This is a genomic window from Blautia sp. MSJ-19 (assembly GCF_018918125.1).
In the GTDB taxonomy this organism is placed as follows: Bacteria; Bacillota; Clostridia; order Lachnospirales; family Lachnospiraceae; genus Blautia_A.
The window spans coordinates 332824-347646 of sequence record NZ_JAHLQA010000007.1 but is presented as its reverse complement, the minus strand read 5'-3'; the positions used below and the strand labels follow the sequence as shown (position 1 = coordinate 347646).

The following is a 14823-nucleotide window of genomic DNA, read 5'->3' as shown; positions in this document are numbered from 1 at the left end:
CTACTCTCCTCTCCCGCTTTCCTCTGTATCCACACCGGCAAACGCAAGCTGCAGCTCAGAGTCTCTGTTCTGTACTGCATTTACACACTGTTCATCGCAGCCTTCCAGATACAGCCAGTATTCTACAGTTGCAATTTCATCTGCATCCAGCTGCATCAGCATCTGGCTTCCATCCTGGTACAGTCCTTCTGTTTCTCCTGTCTGTGCCATATACTGCGAAATCTCCTGTGAAGGATCATCTGCATATGTTGGCTGTCCACTGTCCGAGATGGAGGAAACCACTGCGGAGCTTCTGGAAATCGTCTGTACGGTTTCCGCACTTCCTGTGCTTCCCATTTCATCCAGCTTCCAGATATAGGTTCTGCTTCCTTCATGAGACGTGACCTTCATGCCAAGTCGCATCGCTGCCAGAGCCTGTGCATCACTGCCGAGTTTTAGATTTTCTTTATTGAAATATACTTTGCATGGTGCATTCTGACACTGCAGGTACACGGTTCCATGCACAGCATCCTGATCCACTCTGCTGTCCGCATTTGTATAAAGTGTTGTGATTCCGTTTTTGTTCTGTGCTGCAGCTCTGAAAAAGTGTTCCAGATTCTCCGTGGAAAGTGGCTTCAGCGAATCCGGGTTCCCGCTCAGTACAAGTTCACAGGTCTTGTCAAACGGACCGGTCTGACTTGTTGAGATCAGCAGGACCGCATCACCCTTGCTGACAGTTCCTCCCATCGGTGTCACATTGGTGGAATTGATACCGGTAAGTGAAAACCAGGCATAGGTAGACCCGGTCGCAACAGCAAGAAGAAGCAGTATCCACAGAACTGCTCTCGTAAACGATCTTTTTAACTGATTAACATCTGTATCCAAAACATTGCCCCCTTATTTTCAGGTGTTTTTTACAACTCCTGCAAAGGACACTGAAAGATTCTTCAGTGTCTGGCTGCTGAGATTGGCTGTACAGTCCTCATCACAGCCTTCCAGCCAGATATAAAGATCGATCTGGACCGACTGTCCTGCGGAACCATTCTGTCCTGATATCGTACATAATTTCAGGGAATTGCTTTTTAAAGTAACTTCTCCTGTACTCTGGTCATATGTACAATATGCATCTGAAGTATATGGTGTAAAAGTTACTGTAGTTCCATCTGTTTTGGTGCAGTCCAGTACATCGCCTTCCTGTCCTGTCGCTGTGTTATAATCTGCCTCCGGATTCTTCTTGTCACTGATGGCAAAAATATATTCACCTTCCGTTGGCTGATTCTGCCCTGCGCTATGTACCACAAACCCGGCACGAATTGCTGATGAGATTGGTTTTGTCTCATCACTGTCCTCAAATCCGATGTCCGAGATATAAATGTCTGTCGGATTTCCGTTTGTCCTCAGAAACAGGCTTGTCTGATAGTAATCACTGTAATCGCCTTTGCCAAAAAGGCTGGCCACCAGATTGGACTGGTTTTCTGTGCCATTGGTAAATCCAAGAACCTTCTGAAAACCGCCGCTGATCCGGTTGGTAGATACGGGATTCAGTCGTCCGGAAAAACTCTCCAGCACGGCTGCTGAACCATAAGTCCCATTATATGAATTGCTGATCTGCAGATTCACCCCTGCACCTGCTGCCATACGGACCTTTGTGGTATGCCGGCTGGTATTATATACATACCAGGCATAACTTGCCGAAACGACCGCGAGCAATGCAATGAGCAATGCGAATGTGCCGGTTGTAAGCCTGCTTTTCAGCTTCTTTTTACTTACATGGTCAGTCTGATTCTTTTCATCAGAAATAGCTGACACCTCCTTGTCTTCTGCTTTAGCGCATAAAATCCTTTATACAATAATATATCATATTCACGTCTGTTCATCAATGCATCATTCTAACCGATTTTTCTCAATTTCATGTAAAAAAGACAGGAAAACTTTTTATATGTCTTCCTGTCGTTCTTCCCTTTTATAATCTGGCTTATTTTCTGTTATTTATCCTGATCATTTCTTTTTGTTATGATAGATCAGCAGACCTGCCACTACAATTACCGCTACTGCTGCGATCCATACAAATGGCATCTGATACCATTTTGTCTCCGCAGCTTTTACATTCTGTCCGGATGCCTGTTTGCTGTCTGCCTCGTCTGTCGCCGTTGCTTCCGGAGTCTCTGTCGGTTCTGCTGTAACAGTCGGTGTATCCGTTGCTTCCGGGGTTGCCGTCGCCGCCGGAGTAGCCGTAGCAGTTGGCTCCGGGGTAACTGTCGGTGTGGTCGTCGGTTCCGGGGTCACTGTAGGAGTTGCAGTCGGTTCCGGGGTTGCCGTCGGCTCTGCAGTCGGTGTTACAGTCACGACTGGAGTTGCAGTTGGTTCCGGTGTCGTACTCAGCTGTGGATTACCTGTTGCCTCCTCTGTCACTGCCACTGCATCCACATTCTGTTCCTGAGCTTCCGAATGTTCTTTTTGCCATTCTTCTGTTTTTTGAAGATCCATCCAGCCTTCTGTACCATCTACGGTAGTCACACCCCAGTAACTTCCATCCACCATCTGTGCATCTTCTGTAATATGAAGTGTCTCTCCATTTGCAATGTCACGTACTCCCGGAACTTCTCCGTACTTTGTTCCAGGCCCCTGATAAAGCTTCTGTGAACCTTCTTCTGCATAGGCCTTTACATCATAGTCGGCATTATAATTTACCTGGTCTTTGCCGGCAATATAAAGTTCTGATTCAATCGCTTCCTGTCGGGATTCTGCCGGACGGCATTCATCCAGTGACGCATAGCCATACATTCCATGATATTGTGCATACCCCCATGTACGGTCGTTCTCAGTATCCTCAACTTCGCCTTCTATGTGTAATGCGGTTCCATTGGGAATCTGCTCATCATTCAGCTTTGTAGAATTGAAATCCGGCTGTGAATAGAGGTCGATTCCTCCATCTTTGGATTCTACGATCATATAATAATCTGTTTTGTAATCCGGTTCTGTTTTGCCGTTCTGCGCATCTGCCATGACATTCACACTCATCATAAAGCCCAGCAGCATGACCAGAAGACTTTTTGCGATTTTTTTCATTTTATGCCTATCTCCTTCACTCCCGTATATTCCTGCATTTTTCACACTTCATTTTATCTTAGACTATCATACCACAGACTCGGTGCAATGATAATCCTTTTTTGCTATAAAAACCAATAAAAAGCAGAAGTTTTTCGACACATATCCGCATATCACACAAAGACCCCGGAAATCTTTCCGGGGTCTTTGCTATATCATGGCATTTATGAGAAAAGCCTGTTTTATTATTTGTACAGAGGTCCGTAGTTCTTGCAAGCGCGGAAGTCTGCACCTTCTTTTTCCATTCCGAATGCATTCCATGCTGCCGGACGGAAGATATCTTTTTCTGGTACGTTGTGCATGCATACCGGGATTCTCAGCATAGAGCACATTGTGATCAGGTCTGCACCAATATGTCCATAGGAGATTGCTCCATGGTTAGCGCCCCAGTTGTTCATTACATCGTAAGCGGATTTGAATGCACCGTCTTTGCCATCGCATCTCGGTACGAACCATGTGCATGGCCATGTGTAGTCTGTACGTTTCCAAAGTGTATCAGATACATCTTCCGGAAGCTCTACAGTCCATCCTTCAGCGATCTGAAGAACCGGTCCAAGGCCTTTAACAAGGTTCAGACGAATCATTGTAGCCGGCATGGTAGCTCTTGTTTCAAATCTGGAAGAGAATCCGCCGCCACGGAAGTATCCGTTGTCAGCTGCGTTCCATGTAGTAGCTTTCATGATAGCTTTCTGATCTTCTTCTGTTACATTCCACCATTCTTTCATGATGCCTTCGCCGTTTTCATCTTTGACAACACCGGAAGCGTCAAGGCAGCATGCACCAGAGTTGATCAGATGGATGATACCATCGTTTTCTTTGGCAACGCCTTCAAGATCGTATCCTGTAACACGTTTAACAGCGTTTGCACTCCAGTATGTACGAACGTCTGCGAACATCTGAGCACGTCCTGTAAGGAGTTTCATGAACAGCATTCCAAGACCGTTCAGTACGTCGTTCTCTGTAGCAAGGATGTATGGCTCTCTGGCTCCGTTCCAGTCGAAGGAAGTATTCAGCATAGCTTCTGCGAAGTCACCGTTCGGATAGAAGTCTGTCCACTGTCTCTGTCCCTGGAAACCAGCTGCGATCGCATTGTGTCCGATTGCTTCTTCAGAGAATTTAGGATCAAGGTTGTCGCATCCATTCATAAGTTCCTGGATGATAACAGCCATCTTAACTACGAATTCAAACTGCTCTTCTTTCTGCTCTTCTGTCATCTGCAGTTCCGGCGGGTTCTTGTCGAATCCAATCGTGCAGTTTTCTTTAGCCCATTTCAGAGCTTTTTCGAATTCATCATGATCATAGATGCCTTCTGTCATACGACGGATGATTTCAACTTCATCAACAGATTCTACACGCATTCCAAGGTAGGATTCGATGAAATCCGGGTCGATGATAGATCCGCCGATACCCATTGTAACGGAACCGATCTGCAGCCAGGATTTGTTTCTCATAGTTGCAACTGCAACTGCTGCACGACCGAATCTTAACATTTTTTCTTTAACGTCTTCTGGCATTTCTGTGTCGTCAGCGTCCAGAACTTCATGTCCGTAGATACCGAATGCCGGAAGGCCTTTCTGTGCATGTGTAGCAAGAACGGATGCAAGGTATACAGCACCAGGTCTTTCTGTTGCATTGAATCCCCATACAGCTTTGATTGTCTGTGGGTCCATATCCATTGTTTCTGCACCGTAGCACCAGCAAGGTGTAACTGTTACAGTGATATCAACACCTTCATGTCTGAATTTATCAGCACAAGCTGCTGCTTCACCAACACGTCCGATCGTTGTATCAGCGATAACAACTTTAACCGGTTCACCGTTGGAGTATCTCAGGTTCTCCTCATATAATTTGGCAACGGATTTTGCCATGTTCATTGTCTGGTCTTCCAGAGATCCTCTTACATCGAGGGCTCCTCTACGTCCATCGATGGTAGGTCTGATACCGATTACTGGATAGCTTCCGATTAATCTGCTCTTTGCCATAATATTTATTACCTCCATTTTATTAAGTACATTGTTGTTCAAGAAGTTTTCACCAAAAAACTTCGTTGTTTCCTATGTTTCCTAGTATACATTTGCCAAGCAGCAATTACTTGTGATATAATAGCAAAAAACAGGACAATATTCACTTTTTTTAATTATTTTGTAAAAAATCTGTGAACTCGCGATAAGGAGGGACTTATTTTGCACGATCTGGACCGCAACGAGGACCGTTTAAGAGGGACTTACGACTTTCCATTTGAATTTCATCACATCGATCAGAACCATCCCCGCTATGTGATGTCTTATCACTGGCATGTAGAATATGAAATCATCCGTATTCTCGAGGGTTCTCTTACCGTCACTTTAGACGAAAAAAGTTTCACAGCCAATACCGGAGATGTCATTTTTGTGCACAGCGGAATCCTTCACAGCGGAATTCCCGAGGATTGTGTCTATCAGTGCATCGTTTTCGACGGTAACGCTTTTTTGAAAAACAACTCCGTCTGCGCCGGTTACATGCAAAAGATCATTCATCAGGAAATCCTGATCTACCACCACTTTACTCCAAAATATGCAGACATTTGTGCAACTGTAAACACACTTTTTGATGCTCTCTGGAAGAAGCCTATGGGTTATGAGCTGTCTGTGCTTGGACAATTTTACCACTTTTTCGGTCTGGTTTTTGGTAATCATTACTATCTGGAAAGCGTTACACGCGCACGGCGTGATTATAAGAGAATCCTGCAGCTGAAACAGGTCCTGGATTTCATTGAGCATAATTATGCATCCCCTCTGACGCTTCAGCAGCTTTCGGCTTCGGTATCCATGTCACCGAAATACTTCTGCCGTTTCTTCTCCGAAATGACACACCAGACACCGATGGATTACCTGAACCATCAGCGGATCGAACAAGCATGTTACCAGTTATCGACCACCGATGACTCGATCACGGAGATTGCTTACCGAAACGGCTTCAATGATCTGAGTTACTTTATCCGTACTTTTAAAAAGTATAAAGGGATCACCCCCGGAAAATATAAAAAAGCATAGTGCGTAAAAAGAGCTCCGGAAACTCACTCATGTAAGTCTCCAGAGCTCTTATTTTATTATCAGATTTGAAGTATTTATATTACAAAACTTCATTCAGTACGGATAATCCATATTCAGCAAGGCTGTGATCCTCTTCACCGGTACCACCGCTGATTCCAAGACCACCGATAATAGTATCGCCGACTTTGAGTGGCACACCACCGCCAAAGATCACGATCTTACCACCATCCATCTTGTCTACGCCATAGAAGGTTCCACCCGGCTGGGCAAGAACGCTTAATTCTTTTGTAGACATCTTGACTGCAACAGAAGTATAAGCTTTCTTTGTTGCCACATCAAAGCTGACCAGAAATGCGCCATCCATTACATGAACCGCAATCGGATTTCCATCCGGACCACAGACAGCGATCACTGCTTTTTTGCCGCGTCGTTCTGCTTCCTGTTCGATCTTGTCGATCAGGCGCTTCGCACTGGCAAGTGTGATTCTTCCCTGAATCCCCATTCTCTTTAAAACTTCCTGAATAACAGCCTCATTGACTGTTCCTGACTGATTCTGGTTTTCTGCCATGGTTCTGACCTCATCTTTTCCACCTGTGGACGTGATTTCTGAAGTTTTATCCACCTTGACGGCCGGTTTTTCCTCATTTTGCACATCCGCATATCTGGCAAGCATATAAAGATAATCCGCCAGACGATTCATATATTTCTTGGCACCATTATCTGCACCAAATTTTACACTGACCGCTGCAAGTGCTCTTTCCGCTCTCCTTGCAACACTCCGTGCCACATCTATCTCCGCCGACAGACGGCACTGTCCCGGAAGTATCTGCTTCTCATTGTAAGGAATCATCTCCTCCAGACGGGAAATCTCCGCTTCCAGGAATTCAGTTCTGTCATCGTCTACCTTATATTCCCTGTTAAAAGGATCTGCCACACCATCTGTGATCACAAGCAATGTCGACTGAATCTTCTCAACAGTCTGAACTGCCTCTGTATCCTGGAGCATGGTCTTAACCAGTCCCAGATAACTATTCAGTTCATCCATATCACCAACCAACTGCACGCGGTCATCGGATTTTGAGACATTCTTTGTATGGACAAGATTGGTTGTCCCTTTATCTCCATTTTTGCTGTAAATGTTCATTCGGGCATCTCCTGATCGTTACTGCTCATTTCATTCACAGTAACCCTGTCATAGTTTACTTCTGATCTTCTTTTAGAAGGACCAGAGTTTCTTGTAAATCTTCATGATATCTTCCTTGGTCGGGGTTCTAGGATTGGTAGGTGTGCAGGCATCCGCAAGAGCCGCATCTGCCATTCTGTCAATCGCACCGAAATATTCATCCGGGCTGATTGTTCCAATCTCCTGAATCGTCATAGGAATATTCATTTCTTTCTGCATAAACTGAATCCAGTTTACGAGAGAACGCACACTCATTACCTGGTTGTAATTGCTCAGTCCCAGAATATGTGCAACAGACGCATATCTGTCTACAGACGGAAGATATGTCTTCTGACTTCTGCTTCTCTTATTGATGTTTGCGTTAAACTCTACAATATGTGGCAGAAGCATTGCATTTGCTCTTCCATGAGGAATATGGAACTGTGCTCCAAGCTGATGTGCCATACTGTGTGTGATTCCAAGTCCGGCTGTGTTGAAAGAAAGACCTGCCAGGCAGGATGCAACGTGCATCTTCTGTCTTGCATGCATATCGCTTCCGTCAAGATAAGCTCTCAGGAGGAATACTCCACAGATTTCCATTGCTTTTTCTGCAAGTGCTGCTGAAAATTCATTATGGTCGGTACTTACGTAAGATTCCAGTGCATGGGTGAAAACATCCATTCCGGTATCTGCTGTGATAGCCGGTGGTACACTTTTTACTAATTCTGCATCCAGAATCGCCTCATCTGCTGTCAGGCTTGATGAAACAAGTGGATATTTTACCTTGGCTTCGGTATCGTTTACGACCGCAAAGGATGTAACCTCTGAACCAGTTCCGCTTGTAGTAGGAACGGCAATCAGACCAACGTCGCTGTAATGGTTGATCTTCAGTGCAAACTCTCGAATTGCCTTGGAGGAGTCAATAGCGGAACCTCCACCTACAGCAATAACTGCTTCCGGCTGGTAGCTCAGGAATTTTTTGACACCATCTGCTATCTTATCCACAGGTGCATCCGGTACTACATTATGGAAAATGTCGTATTCAATGCCGCCCTTTGCCAAAGGCTCTGTAATCAGGTCAATCATCTTGCTCTGCACTACAAATGGATCCGTAATGATGAGTACTCTCTTGTATGGTATCTCTCTCAGGCGATCCAGTGCGTTGTCTCCAAAATGAATGACAGTTTTCATTCCAAAGGTCTTCATATCTGTTGCTCCTTTTCTATGATCGTTATTCAGGATATCTGCACACTATACCCTCATCGGCAAAATGTGCCAGCCACTTCTCGGAGGGCTTCCTGTCTGTTACGACCACATCTATATCCCGCAGTTTTCCTGCAACGGAAAATGCGGTCTGATCAAATTTTGTACTGTCAACTACCAGAATCTTTTCGCGGCCAGATGCGATCATGGCTTTCTTGGTGGTACCAAAAGCTTCCTGTGACTCCATGATACCCCATTCATGATCCAGTGCTTTGCAGGAAATGATGACCTTGTCCACATAATAGGACCGGATCACATCCTCTGTTCTGGATCCAAGAAATGCGAGATATCCTTCTTTCATGACTCCGCCGGTAGAAATGATATTCCAGCCGGATACATCGGAAAGTTCCAGAAGGATCTCCATAGAATTCGTGATCACAGTAAGACGTTCTCTCTCTTTGAGTGCTTTGGCAACAAACACTGCCGTAGTACTCGCATCAAGAAAAATATGGTCGCCTTCCTGCACCAGCGAAGCGGCGATTTCCGCCATCTTCTGCTTTCCGCCTACATTCTGGTTTTTTCGAATATTAAAGGGCAAGTCTATGCTTACATCTTCATTTATGACAGCCCCACCGTAGCTTTTGGTAGCAAGTCCTTCTTTTTCAAGCTTGTCCAGGTCACGGCGTATTGTTTCTTCAGAAACTTCATAGAGCTGACTGAGTTCGCTTACGACGACTCGTTTTTCAGCCTGTAATTTCTCAAGAATCAAATTCCGTCTTTCTAATGCCAGCATTTACTTTGCCCCCTTTTGAGAACATTTATTTTAATTAAAGAATAGAATCGATCATTCTCTGATCCGGATGAGCGATCACTGAGGAATCCAGGTACATTCCCTTGGATGCCACAAGCTGTTTTGCTTTTTCGATGGAAGCTTCTACTGCTGAAACTTCTCCTGTAAGAAGCATGTAGGATTTTCCACACATACCTTTTGCAATACGTAACTCGATAACATCTACGATTGCTGTTTTTGCTGCCTGGTCTGCTGCTTCGATGATAGAAGCTGCATCATAAGTCTCAAGGATTCCCAGAGCGCTGATTCCCTCAATCTGTGTTGTTCCATACATAGCCGGGAAGAGAGACTCATGAGGATTACCAAGTACAAAACTGTCGATGCATTTGTCCTCGTAAGTAGTTACTGCAGCGTCAACAGCTGCTTTTACTGCACTTAAATCGCCTGTGATAATTGCAATATATTTTCCCGGACATACGGTCTGTGCCTCGACGATCTCTACTTCAGATGTCTTAACCATGGCATCCGCTGCTGTGATACCTGTGGCAGTGGTTTTAAATTCAATCATTCCGATTGCTTTACTCATTTTCTGCACGTCCTTTCTACTTTGCTGCAATTATGATGTGGCGGTCTGTTACTTCAGTTACTTTACCAGAGATACTTGCATGGATGCTGACGCTTAATCCGTCTGCATGCTGTGCGATCATCTGTCCTTTGGTTACCATGTCGCCTGTTTTCACAATTGCCTGTGCCGGTGCGCCGATATGCTGGCTTAAAAGGATCTTAACCTTGGATACCGGAACTACGTTCTCATCCATCGGTGCATCCTTATCGTATTTTGTCAGTCCCAAACGAGCCATCAGACGTTCTTCCGGAACCTTACGATATTCTCGTGAAGGCTGTACCGGTACCGGCTGTACTCCCTGAGGAGGTCTGATACCTGCTTTACGAAGTCCACCCTTCATGTCTGCAAGAAGTGTTCTTGGTGCCAGACTCTGTGGGCAGGCATACATCTCACATACACCGCAGGAACTGCAGAATGAAGCGTTGATGTATGGATTTACATCTCTGAAGTCTCCGGCAGATGCTGCTCTCATGAAGCGGGCCGGATCGATCGGATGTCCCAGGTTATGTCTCGGACAAAGGTCCGTACAGGTATTACACTGGCAGCAGATAGATGCTGCGCGTTTTAAATCGATTGCTGAAGTTCTCTGTTTCTTCATAACGATCTGATGATCGCGTGGGAGAACAAGAACTGCATTTGTTGTTTTGGTCACCGGATCTGCTCCGCTGCCAATGCGTCCCATCATCGGGCCGCCTACAAAGTAAACAGGATCTTTGGTTGTGATATTGCCAGCCTGTGCGACTACCTCATCTAATGTACATCCAAGCGGTACTTTTACTGTAACCGGATGTTCAACTTCTGCTACGACTGATACGTATTTTTCTGTAACCGGCTTCTGGGATTCCATTGCCTGATATACATTGTAGATGGTCTCTACGTTAAATACGATGACGCCCTGCTCAATCGGCAGTCCGCCAGGTCTGCAAACGCGTCCGGTAGCTTCATAGATCAGCACAACTTCATCACCCATCGGATATACTTCATCAAGAAGATGAAGTTTCAGACCAGGGAATTCTTCAATGTGCTGCTGCAGTGCCCTGATCGTCTGTACATAAGATCTCTTGATTCCGATGATAGCCTGTGAAGCACCTACGGTCTCCATAACTGTATGGAATGTTTTCATGATCTCATATGCATGTTTCTCAAGTAACTGTCTGTGAAGTTTCAGCAATGGTTCACACTCGGCACAGTTCATAAGAATTGTGTCCGCCTTGTCTGTAAGCTTGGCATATGACGGGAATCCGGCACCACCAGCACCTACAACACCATTGTCCTGCATAATTTTCTGTAAATCTTTGATTTCCATGGCGTTACTCCAATCCTGCACCATCATCGACGATTCCGACTATTGCCGCATCGATCGGTGCTGTTTCTTCGCCGCAGCCAATTCTCGCTGCGCTTCCTTGTGCCACCAACACATATTCCCCGATTCCCGCTCCGATGATATCGATCGCTACGATCTGGGATAAGTCAGTTTTCATATGATGCACCGGCTCCACGATCATGAATTTCTGTCCTATCAACTTGTCACTTTTACGAGTGGAAACGATACTTCCAACTACTTTACCTACTATCATGTGTGTGCCTCCGCATTGTTATTGCTGTAACCCCTCTATGCCGGTGGTGCTCACACCACCGGCTGATTCAGAGGAATTATTTACTTTATGATGGTAACTGTATTGCCTGTGGCAATCTTTGCTGCATTCGCTTCATCTGTATCAATATGCATTTCCAGTGTAAAGCTGTCGTCTACACGGATTGCAACATGATTAAAGATTGTTCCGCGCTCATTATCTGCTTTGACAGAAACGATATCGCCGTTTTTCACGCCGGCTGCCTGTGCATCCTTCGGAGACATGTGGATATGGCGCATAGCCACGATACATCCCTCTTTGAGATAGATGGCACCCTTCGGTCCAACGATTGCGATCGGTGCGCTTCCTGCAATATCTCCGGACATACGTACCGGAACATTCATTCCAAGTTTGATAGCATCTGTAGCAGATACTTCAACCTGTGTTGCACTTCTGACTGGTCCGAGAACACGAACTTTCTCGATTGCACGAAGCTTCAGACCAACGATTGTAACAGTTTCGTTTGATGCGAACTGTCCGCCCATAAGATCTTTTTTCTTGGTGAGCTGATATCCTGGTCCGAATAAAGCTTCTACGTGCTCCTGTGTCAGGTGAACGTGTCTTGCAGAAACACCGATTGGAACCATAAAGCCATTGCCTTTGTCTTCAGACTGATTGATGGCATCAATGACCATCTTTGTGATCAGTTCGATGTTTTTTGATTCCAAGATTACACCTGCTTTCTTCCGTTTTCAGGAAATTTAATTATTTCAGTACCGGAAGGATTTTTTCTACGTCTGTGTGTGGTCTCGGGATTACATGTGTAGCAACAAGTTCTCCAAGTCTGGATGCTGCTGCGCTTCCGCTTTCTACTGCAGATTTAACAGCTCCTACATCTCCACGAACCATAACTGTTACCAGTCCGGATCCGATTTTTTCTGTTCCTACCAGTGCTACGTTAGCTGCTTTGCACATCTGGTCAGCTGCTTCGATTGCTGCTGTAAGTCCTCTTGTTTCTACCATTCCTAAAGCTTCCTGTGTCATGATTGTTTCCTCCTTGTGGATAAATGAAAAATTGATTATTTATTTTCCTGTTCTGTTTCGTCAGTTTTCTTCTTCCAACGGCTTGCACTTAACTCCACGAGTTTGACAATCTCCTCGTGTGGTCGTGCGATTACTGCATAACTCGCCGGTTTCTTAATTGCGTTGGCCACTGCAGCATCCACTGCTTCGGTTACCGCTGATACATCGCCCTCTACAATAAGAGTTACCAGTCGTCCGCCCAGCTTACGTTCCCATGACGCCAGCTCAACGTCTGCAGTTTTGCACATGATATCGAGCGCATTGATTGCGGCTACAACACCTGTGATTTCAATAAAACCATATGCTTTACTCATGAGCGAACTCCTTTAGATAAGATATATATGTAACTTATCAGATCTTTGGAAGAATTTTTTCTACGTCTGTGTGTGGTCTCGGAATTACATGTGTAGCAACCAGCTCACCGAGTCTGGATGCTGCTGCGCTTCCGCTCTCTACTGCAGCTTTAACTGCTCCGACATCACCGCGAACCATAACTGTTACCAGTCCGGATCCGATTTTTTCTGTTCCTACCAGTGCTACTTCTGCTGCTTTTGTCATTGCATCTGCTGCTTCGATTGCTGCTGTCAGTCCTCTGGTCTCAACCATTCCTAAAGCTTCCTGTGCCATTGTTTCTTCCTCCTGAATCATTGTTCATTAATTATACCAATATTTATGCCAGGGATATCAGCTGTCAGCTTTTATCCAGGGCACTGATTTTCAGCATCTTTACCGTATCCTCGGTCGGATTCGGTATTACGTAGTGCTGCACTACACCAGTTCTCCGGTTTGCTTCTGCCATTCCTGCTTCCACAGCGGCGGTTACGTCTTCGACGCTTCCGCGGAATTTGATGCATACCAGAAGCGGTACTGGCAGGCTGTCAGCATTTGCAGGTTTGTTCTTATCGAACACCTCCAGGCGGACATTCGCTGCCTTGCATCCTGCATCTGCCGCTACGAAGGCTGTTGCCAGCCCAAATACTTCCAAAATTCCTACAGCTTCTGCCATTTTGCTTCTCCTTTATTTCCGGATCGGATTATTTATTTACTACGGCAATCTTAAGTCCAGTCATTGCCAGGTTTGTTTCAAGTGCTTCGTTGATCTGCTCAAGCGGGAATTTGTGTGTGATCAGATCAGACATCGGCAGTCCGATTGCTTTTGCTCTCTTCAGGAAATCAAATGTTGTAGCATAGTCTCTGAGGTTGTATACCCAGGAACCAACCAGGTTGATTTCTTTGGAGCAAAGGTCGAAGTGCGGGTTGATGGTTGCATCTCCACCATTGATGAAGAAACCAAGTTCGCAAAGTCCACCACCGTTGCGGATGAATTTGTAGATGTTTGCATGTGCATGCGGGTTACCTGTGCACTGGAATGCAAAGTCTGCAAGATGTCCGTCCTGAGCAGCTTTAACACCTTCTGTAAGAGCTTCGATGCCCTGGAACTGTGTAAAGTCAACAGTTGCATTAGCACCCATCTTCTTAGCAAATTCAAGACGTTTTGCGTTTCCATCTACTGCGCAGATGTTCTGAACACCCATGGTGTGAAGAACTGCGATACAGATCAGACCGATCGGTCCACATCCCTGTACCACAACTCTGCTGTTGAATTTCAGGATACCTGTTGTTTTTGCTCTTTCAACTGCATGTACAAGTACTGCACATGGCTCGATGAGGATACGGGAATCCAGATCCAGATCGCTTACGTTGAAGAATGTGGAACCGAATTTTCCACCTCTGATGAAGATGTAATCAGCGAACCATCCGTTGAATTTTACATCATCATCCGGAAGAAGTCCGTAAACATCAGCTCCGCCAACATTTTTCTTGTTGAGGTCGAACATTGTGATTTCCGGATCATCTTTGAAGATCATACATGTAACAACTTTATCACCGATCTTAACCGGTTTTCCAGCTGTATCTACTTTAACGTTTTTACCCATGGCAACGATCTCACCAGTTCCTTCGTGTCCGAGAACAACCGGGATCAGACCAAACGGGTCATTTTTGTATTCGTGAGCGTCTGTACCACAAACACCACAGCCTTCTACTTTAACAAGGATATCGTCGTCTCCAACTTCCGGAAGCGGATATTCCTGCAGTTCGAAGTGTTTCTTTTCTGTCATCATTGCAACTCTTGCTGTTTTCGGGATTCCGCCCTGAGCCGGAGCTGCTGCAGCAGGTGCTGCTGTCTGAGCAGGTGCTGTACCGGTCATTCCGGAAAGTACCTGTTTAACGATTTCTTCAATATTTACATTGTTCATATCCATTTT

At 45.4% G+C, this 14823-nt stretch carries 17 protein-coding genes; 1 reads left to right on the top strand and 16 read right to left on the bottom strand.

Features of this window, described 5'->3' with window-relative positions:
• From KQI91_RS04675 to KQI91_RS04660, 4 genes are all read right to left on the bottom strand, one after another.
• Complete coding sequence (locus tag KQI91_RS04675; protein WP_216391698.1) at nt 1-864, bottom strand: hypothetical protein; 864 nt, start codon at nt 862-864, stop codon at nt 1-3.
• 18 nt (nt 865-882) lie between these two features.
• A complete protein-coding gene (locus KQI91_RS04670; RefSeq protein ID WP_216391697.1) occupies nt 883-1788 on the bottom strand; it encodes a hypothetical protein in 906 nt (301 codons plus the stop codon).
• Between the two features lie 189 nt (nt 1789-1977).
• Complete coding sequence (locus KQI91_RS04665; RefSeq protein ID WP_216391696.1) at nt 1978-3048, bottom strand: hypothetical protein; 1071 nt, start codon at nt 3046-3048, stop codon at nt 1978-1980.
• A 224-nt stretch (nt 3049-3272) separates the two neighbouring features.
• The gene (locus KQI91_RS04660) at nt 3273-5069 is read right to left on the bottom strand and encodes an L-fucose isomerase (RefSeq protein ID WP_216391695.1); all 1797 of its coding nucleotides are present in this window, start codon (nt 5067-5069) and stop codon (nt 3273-3275) included.
• A gap of 201 nt (nt 5070-5270) precedes the next feature.
• On the opposite strand from KQI91_RS04660, the gene KQI91_RS04655 reads away from it, so the two are divergent.
• Nucleotides 5271-6119: an AraC family transcriptional regulator gene (locus KQI91_RS04655; RefSeq protein ID WP_216391694.1), complete on the top strand. Its 849-nt coding sequence runs from the start codon at nt 5271-5273 to the stop codon at nt 6117-6119.
• 79 nt (nt 6120-6198) lie between these two features.
• Here KQI91_RS04655 and KQI91_RS04650 read toward each other — a convergent pair whose 3' ends face one another.
• From KQI91_RS04650 to KQI91_RS04595, 12 genes are all read right to left on the bottom strand, one after another.
• Nucleotides 6199-7263, bottom strand: coding sequence for a cob(I)yrinic acid a,c-diamide adenosyltransferase (locus KQI91_RS04650; RefSeq protein ID WP_216391693.1), 1065 nt, complete (start codon nt 7261-7263; stop codon nt 6199-6201).
• 72 nt (nt 7264-7335) lie between these two features.
• A complete protein-coding gene (locus KQI91_RS04645) occupies nt 7336-8487 on the bottom strand; it encodes a 1-propanol dehydrogenase PduQ (RefSeq protein ID WP_216391692.1) in 1152 nt (383 codons plus the stop codon).
• 25 nt (nt 8488-8512) lie between these two features.
• Nucleotides 8513-9277 (bottom strand): DeoR/GlpR family DNA-binding transcription regulator, encoded by a 765-nt coding sequence (locus KQI91_RS04640; protein ID WP_216391691.1) that lies wholly within the window; start codon nt 9275-9277, stop codon nt 8513-8515.
• A gap of 34 nt (nt 9278-9311) precedes the next feature.
• Entirely contained in the window at nt 9312-9860 is a 549-nt protein-coding gene (locus tag KQI91_RS04635; RefSeq protein ID WP_005427711.1) for a BMC domain-containing protein, read from the bottom strand.
• Between the two features lie 16 nt (nt 9861-9876).
• Nucleotides 9877-11205, bottom strand: a complete 1329-nt coding sequence (locus KQI91_RS04630; RefSeq protein WP_216391690.1) for a 4Fe-4S dicluster domain-containing protein — start codon at nt 11203-11205, stop codon at nt 9877-9879.
• 4 nt (nt 11206-11209) lie between these two features.
• The gene (locus KQI91_RS04625) at nt 11210-11476 is read right to left on the bottom strand and encodes a EutN/CcmL family microcompartment protein (RefSeq protein WP_015542042.1); all 267 of its coding nucleotides are present in this window, start codon (nt 11474-11476) and stop codon (nt 11210-11212) included.
• Between the two features lie 80 nt (nt 11477-11556).
• Entirely contained in the window at nt 11557-12168 is a 612-nt protein-coding gene (locus KQI91_RS04620) for a phosphate propanoyltransferase (RefSeq protein ID WP_005427719.1), read from the bottom strand.
• Between the two features lie 70 nt (nt 12169-12238).
• Nucleotides 12239-12517, bottom strand: a complete 279-nt coding sequence (locus KQI91_RS04615; protein WP_005427721.1) for a BMC domain-containing protein — start codon at nt 12515-12517, stop codon at nt 12239-12241.
• A 35-nt stretch (nt 12518-12552) separates the two neighbouring features.
• Entirely contained in the window at nt 12553-12870 is a 318-nt protein-coding gene (locus KQI91_RS04610; protein ID WP_216391689.1) for a BMC domain-containing protein, read from the bottom strand.
• A 37-nt stretch (nt 12871-12907) separates the two neighbouring features.
• Nucleotides 12908-13183: a propanediol utilization microcompartment protein PduA gene (pduA, locus tag KQI91_RS04605; protein WP_022215767.1), complete on the bottom strand. Its 276-nt coding sequence runs from the start codon at nt 13181-13183 to the stop codon at nt 12908-12910.
• 64 nt (nt 13184-13247) lie between these two features.
• Entirely contained in the window at nt 13248-13562 is a 315-nt protein-coding gene (locus KQI91_RS04600; RefSeq protein WP_005427726.1) for a BMC domain-containing protein, read from the bottom strand.
• Nucleotides 13563-13590: 28 nt separating this feature from the next.
• The gene (locus tag KQI91_RS04595) at nt 13591-14820 is read right to left on the bottom strand and encodes a zinc-binding dehydrogenase (protein ID WP_216391688.1); all 1230 of its coding nucleotides are present in this window, start codon (nt 14818-14820) and stop codon (nt 13591-13593) included.
• Nucleotides 14821-14823 lie beyond the last annotated feature (3 nt).

Coding starts and splice junctions, on each gene's coding strand:
- KQI91_RS04665 (WP_216391696.1), bottom strand. CDS start 3,048: ATGAAAAAAATCGCAAAAAGTCTTCTGGTCATGCTGCTGGGCTTTATG.
- KQI91_RS04610 (WP_216391689.1), bottom strand. CDS start 12,870: ATGAGTAAAGCATATGGTTTTATTGAAATCACAGGTGTTGTAGCCGCA.
- KQI91_RS04595 (WP_216391688.1), bottom strand. CDS start 14,820: ATGGATATGAACAATGTAAATATTGAAGAAATCGTTAAACAGGTACTT.
- KQI91_RS04630 (WP_216391690.1), bottom strand. CDS start 11,205: ATGGAAATCAAAGATTTACAGAAAATTATGCAGGACAATGGTGTTGTA.
- KQI91_RS04635 (WP_005427711.1), bottom strand. CDS start 9,860: ATGAGTAAAGCAATCGGAATGATTGAATTTAAAACCACTGCCACAGGT.
- KQI91_RS04650 (WP_216391693.1), bottom strand. CDS start 7,263: ATGAACATTTACAGCAAAAATGGAGATAAAGGGACAACCAATCTTGTC.
- KQI91_RS04600 (WP_005427726.1), bottom strand. CDS start 13,562: ATGGCAGAAGCTGTAGGAATTTTGGAAGTATTTGGGCTGGCAACAGCC.
- KQI91_RS04640 (WP_216391691.1), bottom strand. CDS start 9,277: ATGCTGGCATTAGAAAGACGGAATTTGATTCTTGAGAAATTACAGGCT.
- KQI91_RS04620 (WP_005427719.1), bottom strand. CDS start 12,168: ATGGTCATTGATGCCATCAATCAGTCTGAAGACAAAGGCAATGGCTTT.
- KQI91_RS04660 (WP_216391695.1), bottom strand. CDS start 5,069: ATGGCAAAGAGCAGATTAATCGGAAGCTATCCAGTAATCGGTATCAGA.
- KQI91_RS04625 (WP_015542042.1), bottom strand. CDS start 11,476: ATGATAGTAGGTAAAGTAGTTGGAAGTATCGTTTCCACTCGTAAAAGT.
- pduA (WP_022215767.1), bottom strand. CDS start 13,183: ATGGCACAGGAAGCTTTAGGAATGGTTGAGACCAGAGGACTGACAGCA.
- KQI91_RS04615 (WP_005427721.1), bottom strand. CDS start 12,517: ATGACACAGGAAGCTTTAGGAATGGTAGAAACAAGAGGACTTACAGCA.
- KQI91_RS04645 (WP_216391692.1), bottom strand. CDS start 8,487: ATGAAGACCTTTGGAATGAAAACTGTCATTCATTTTGGAGACAACGCA.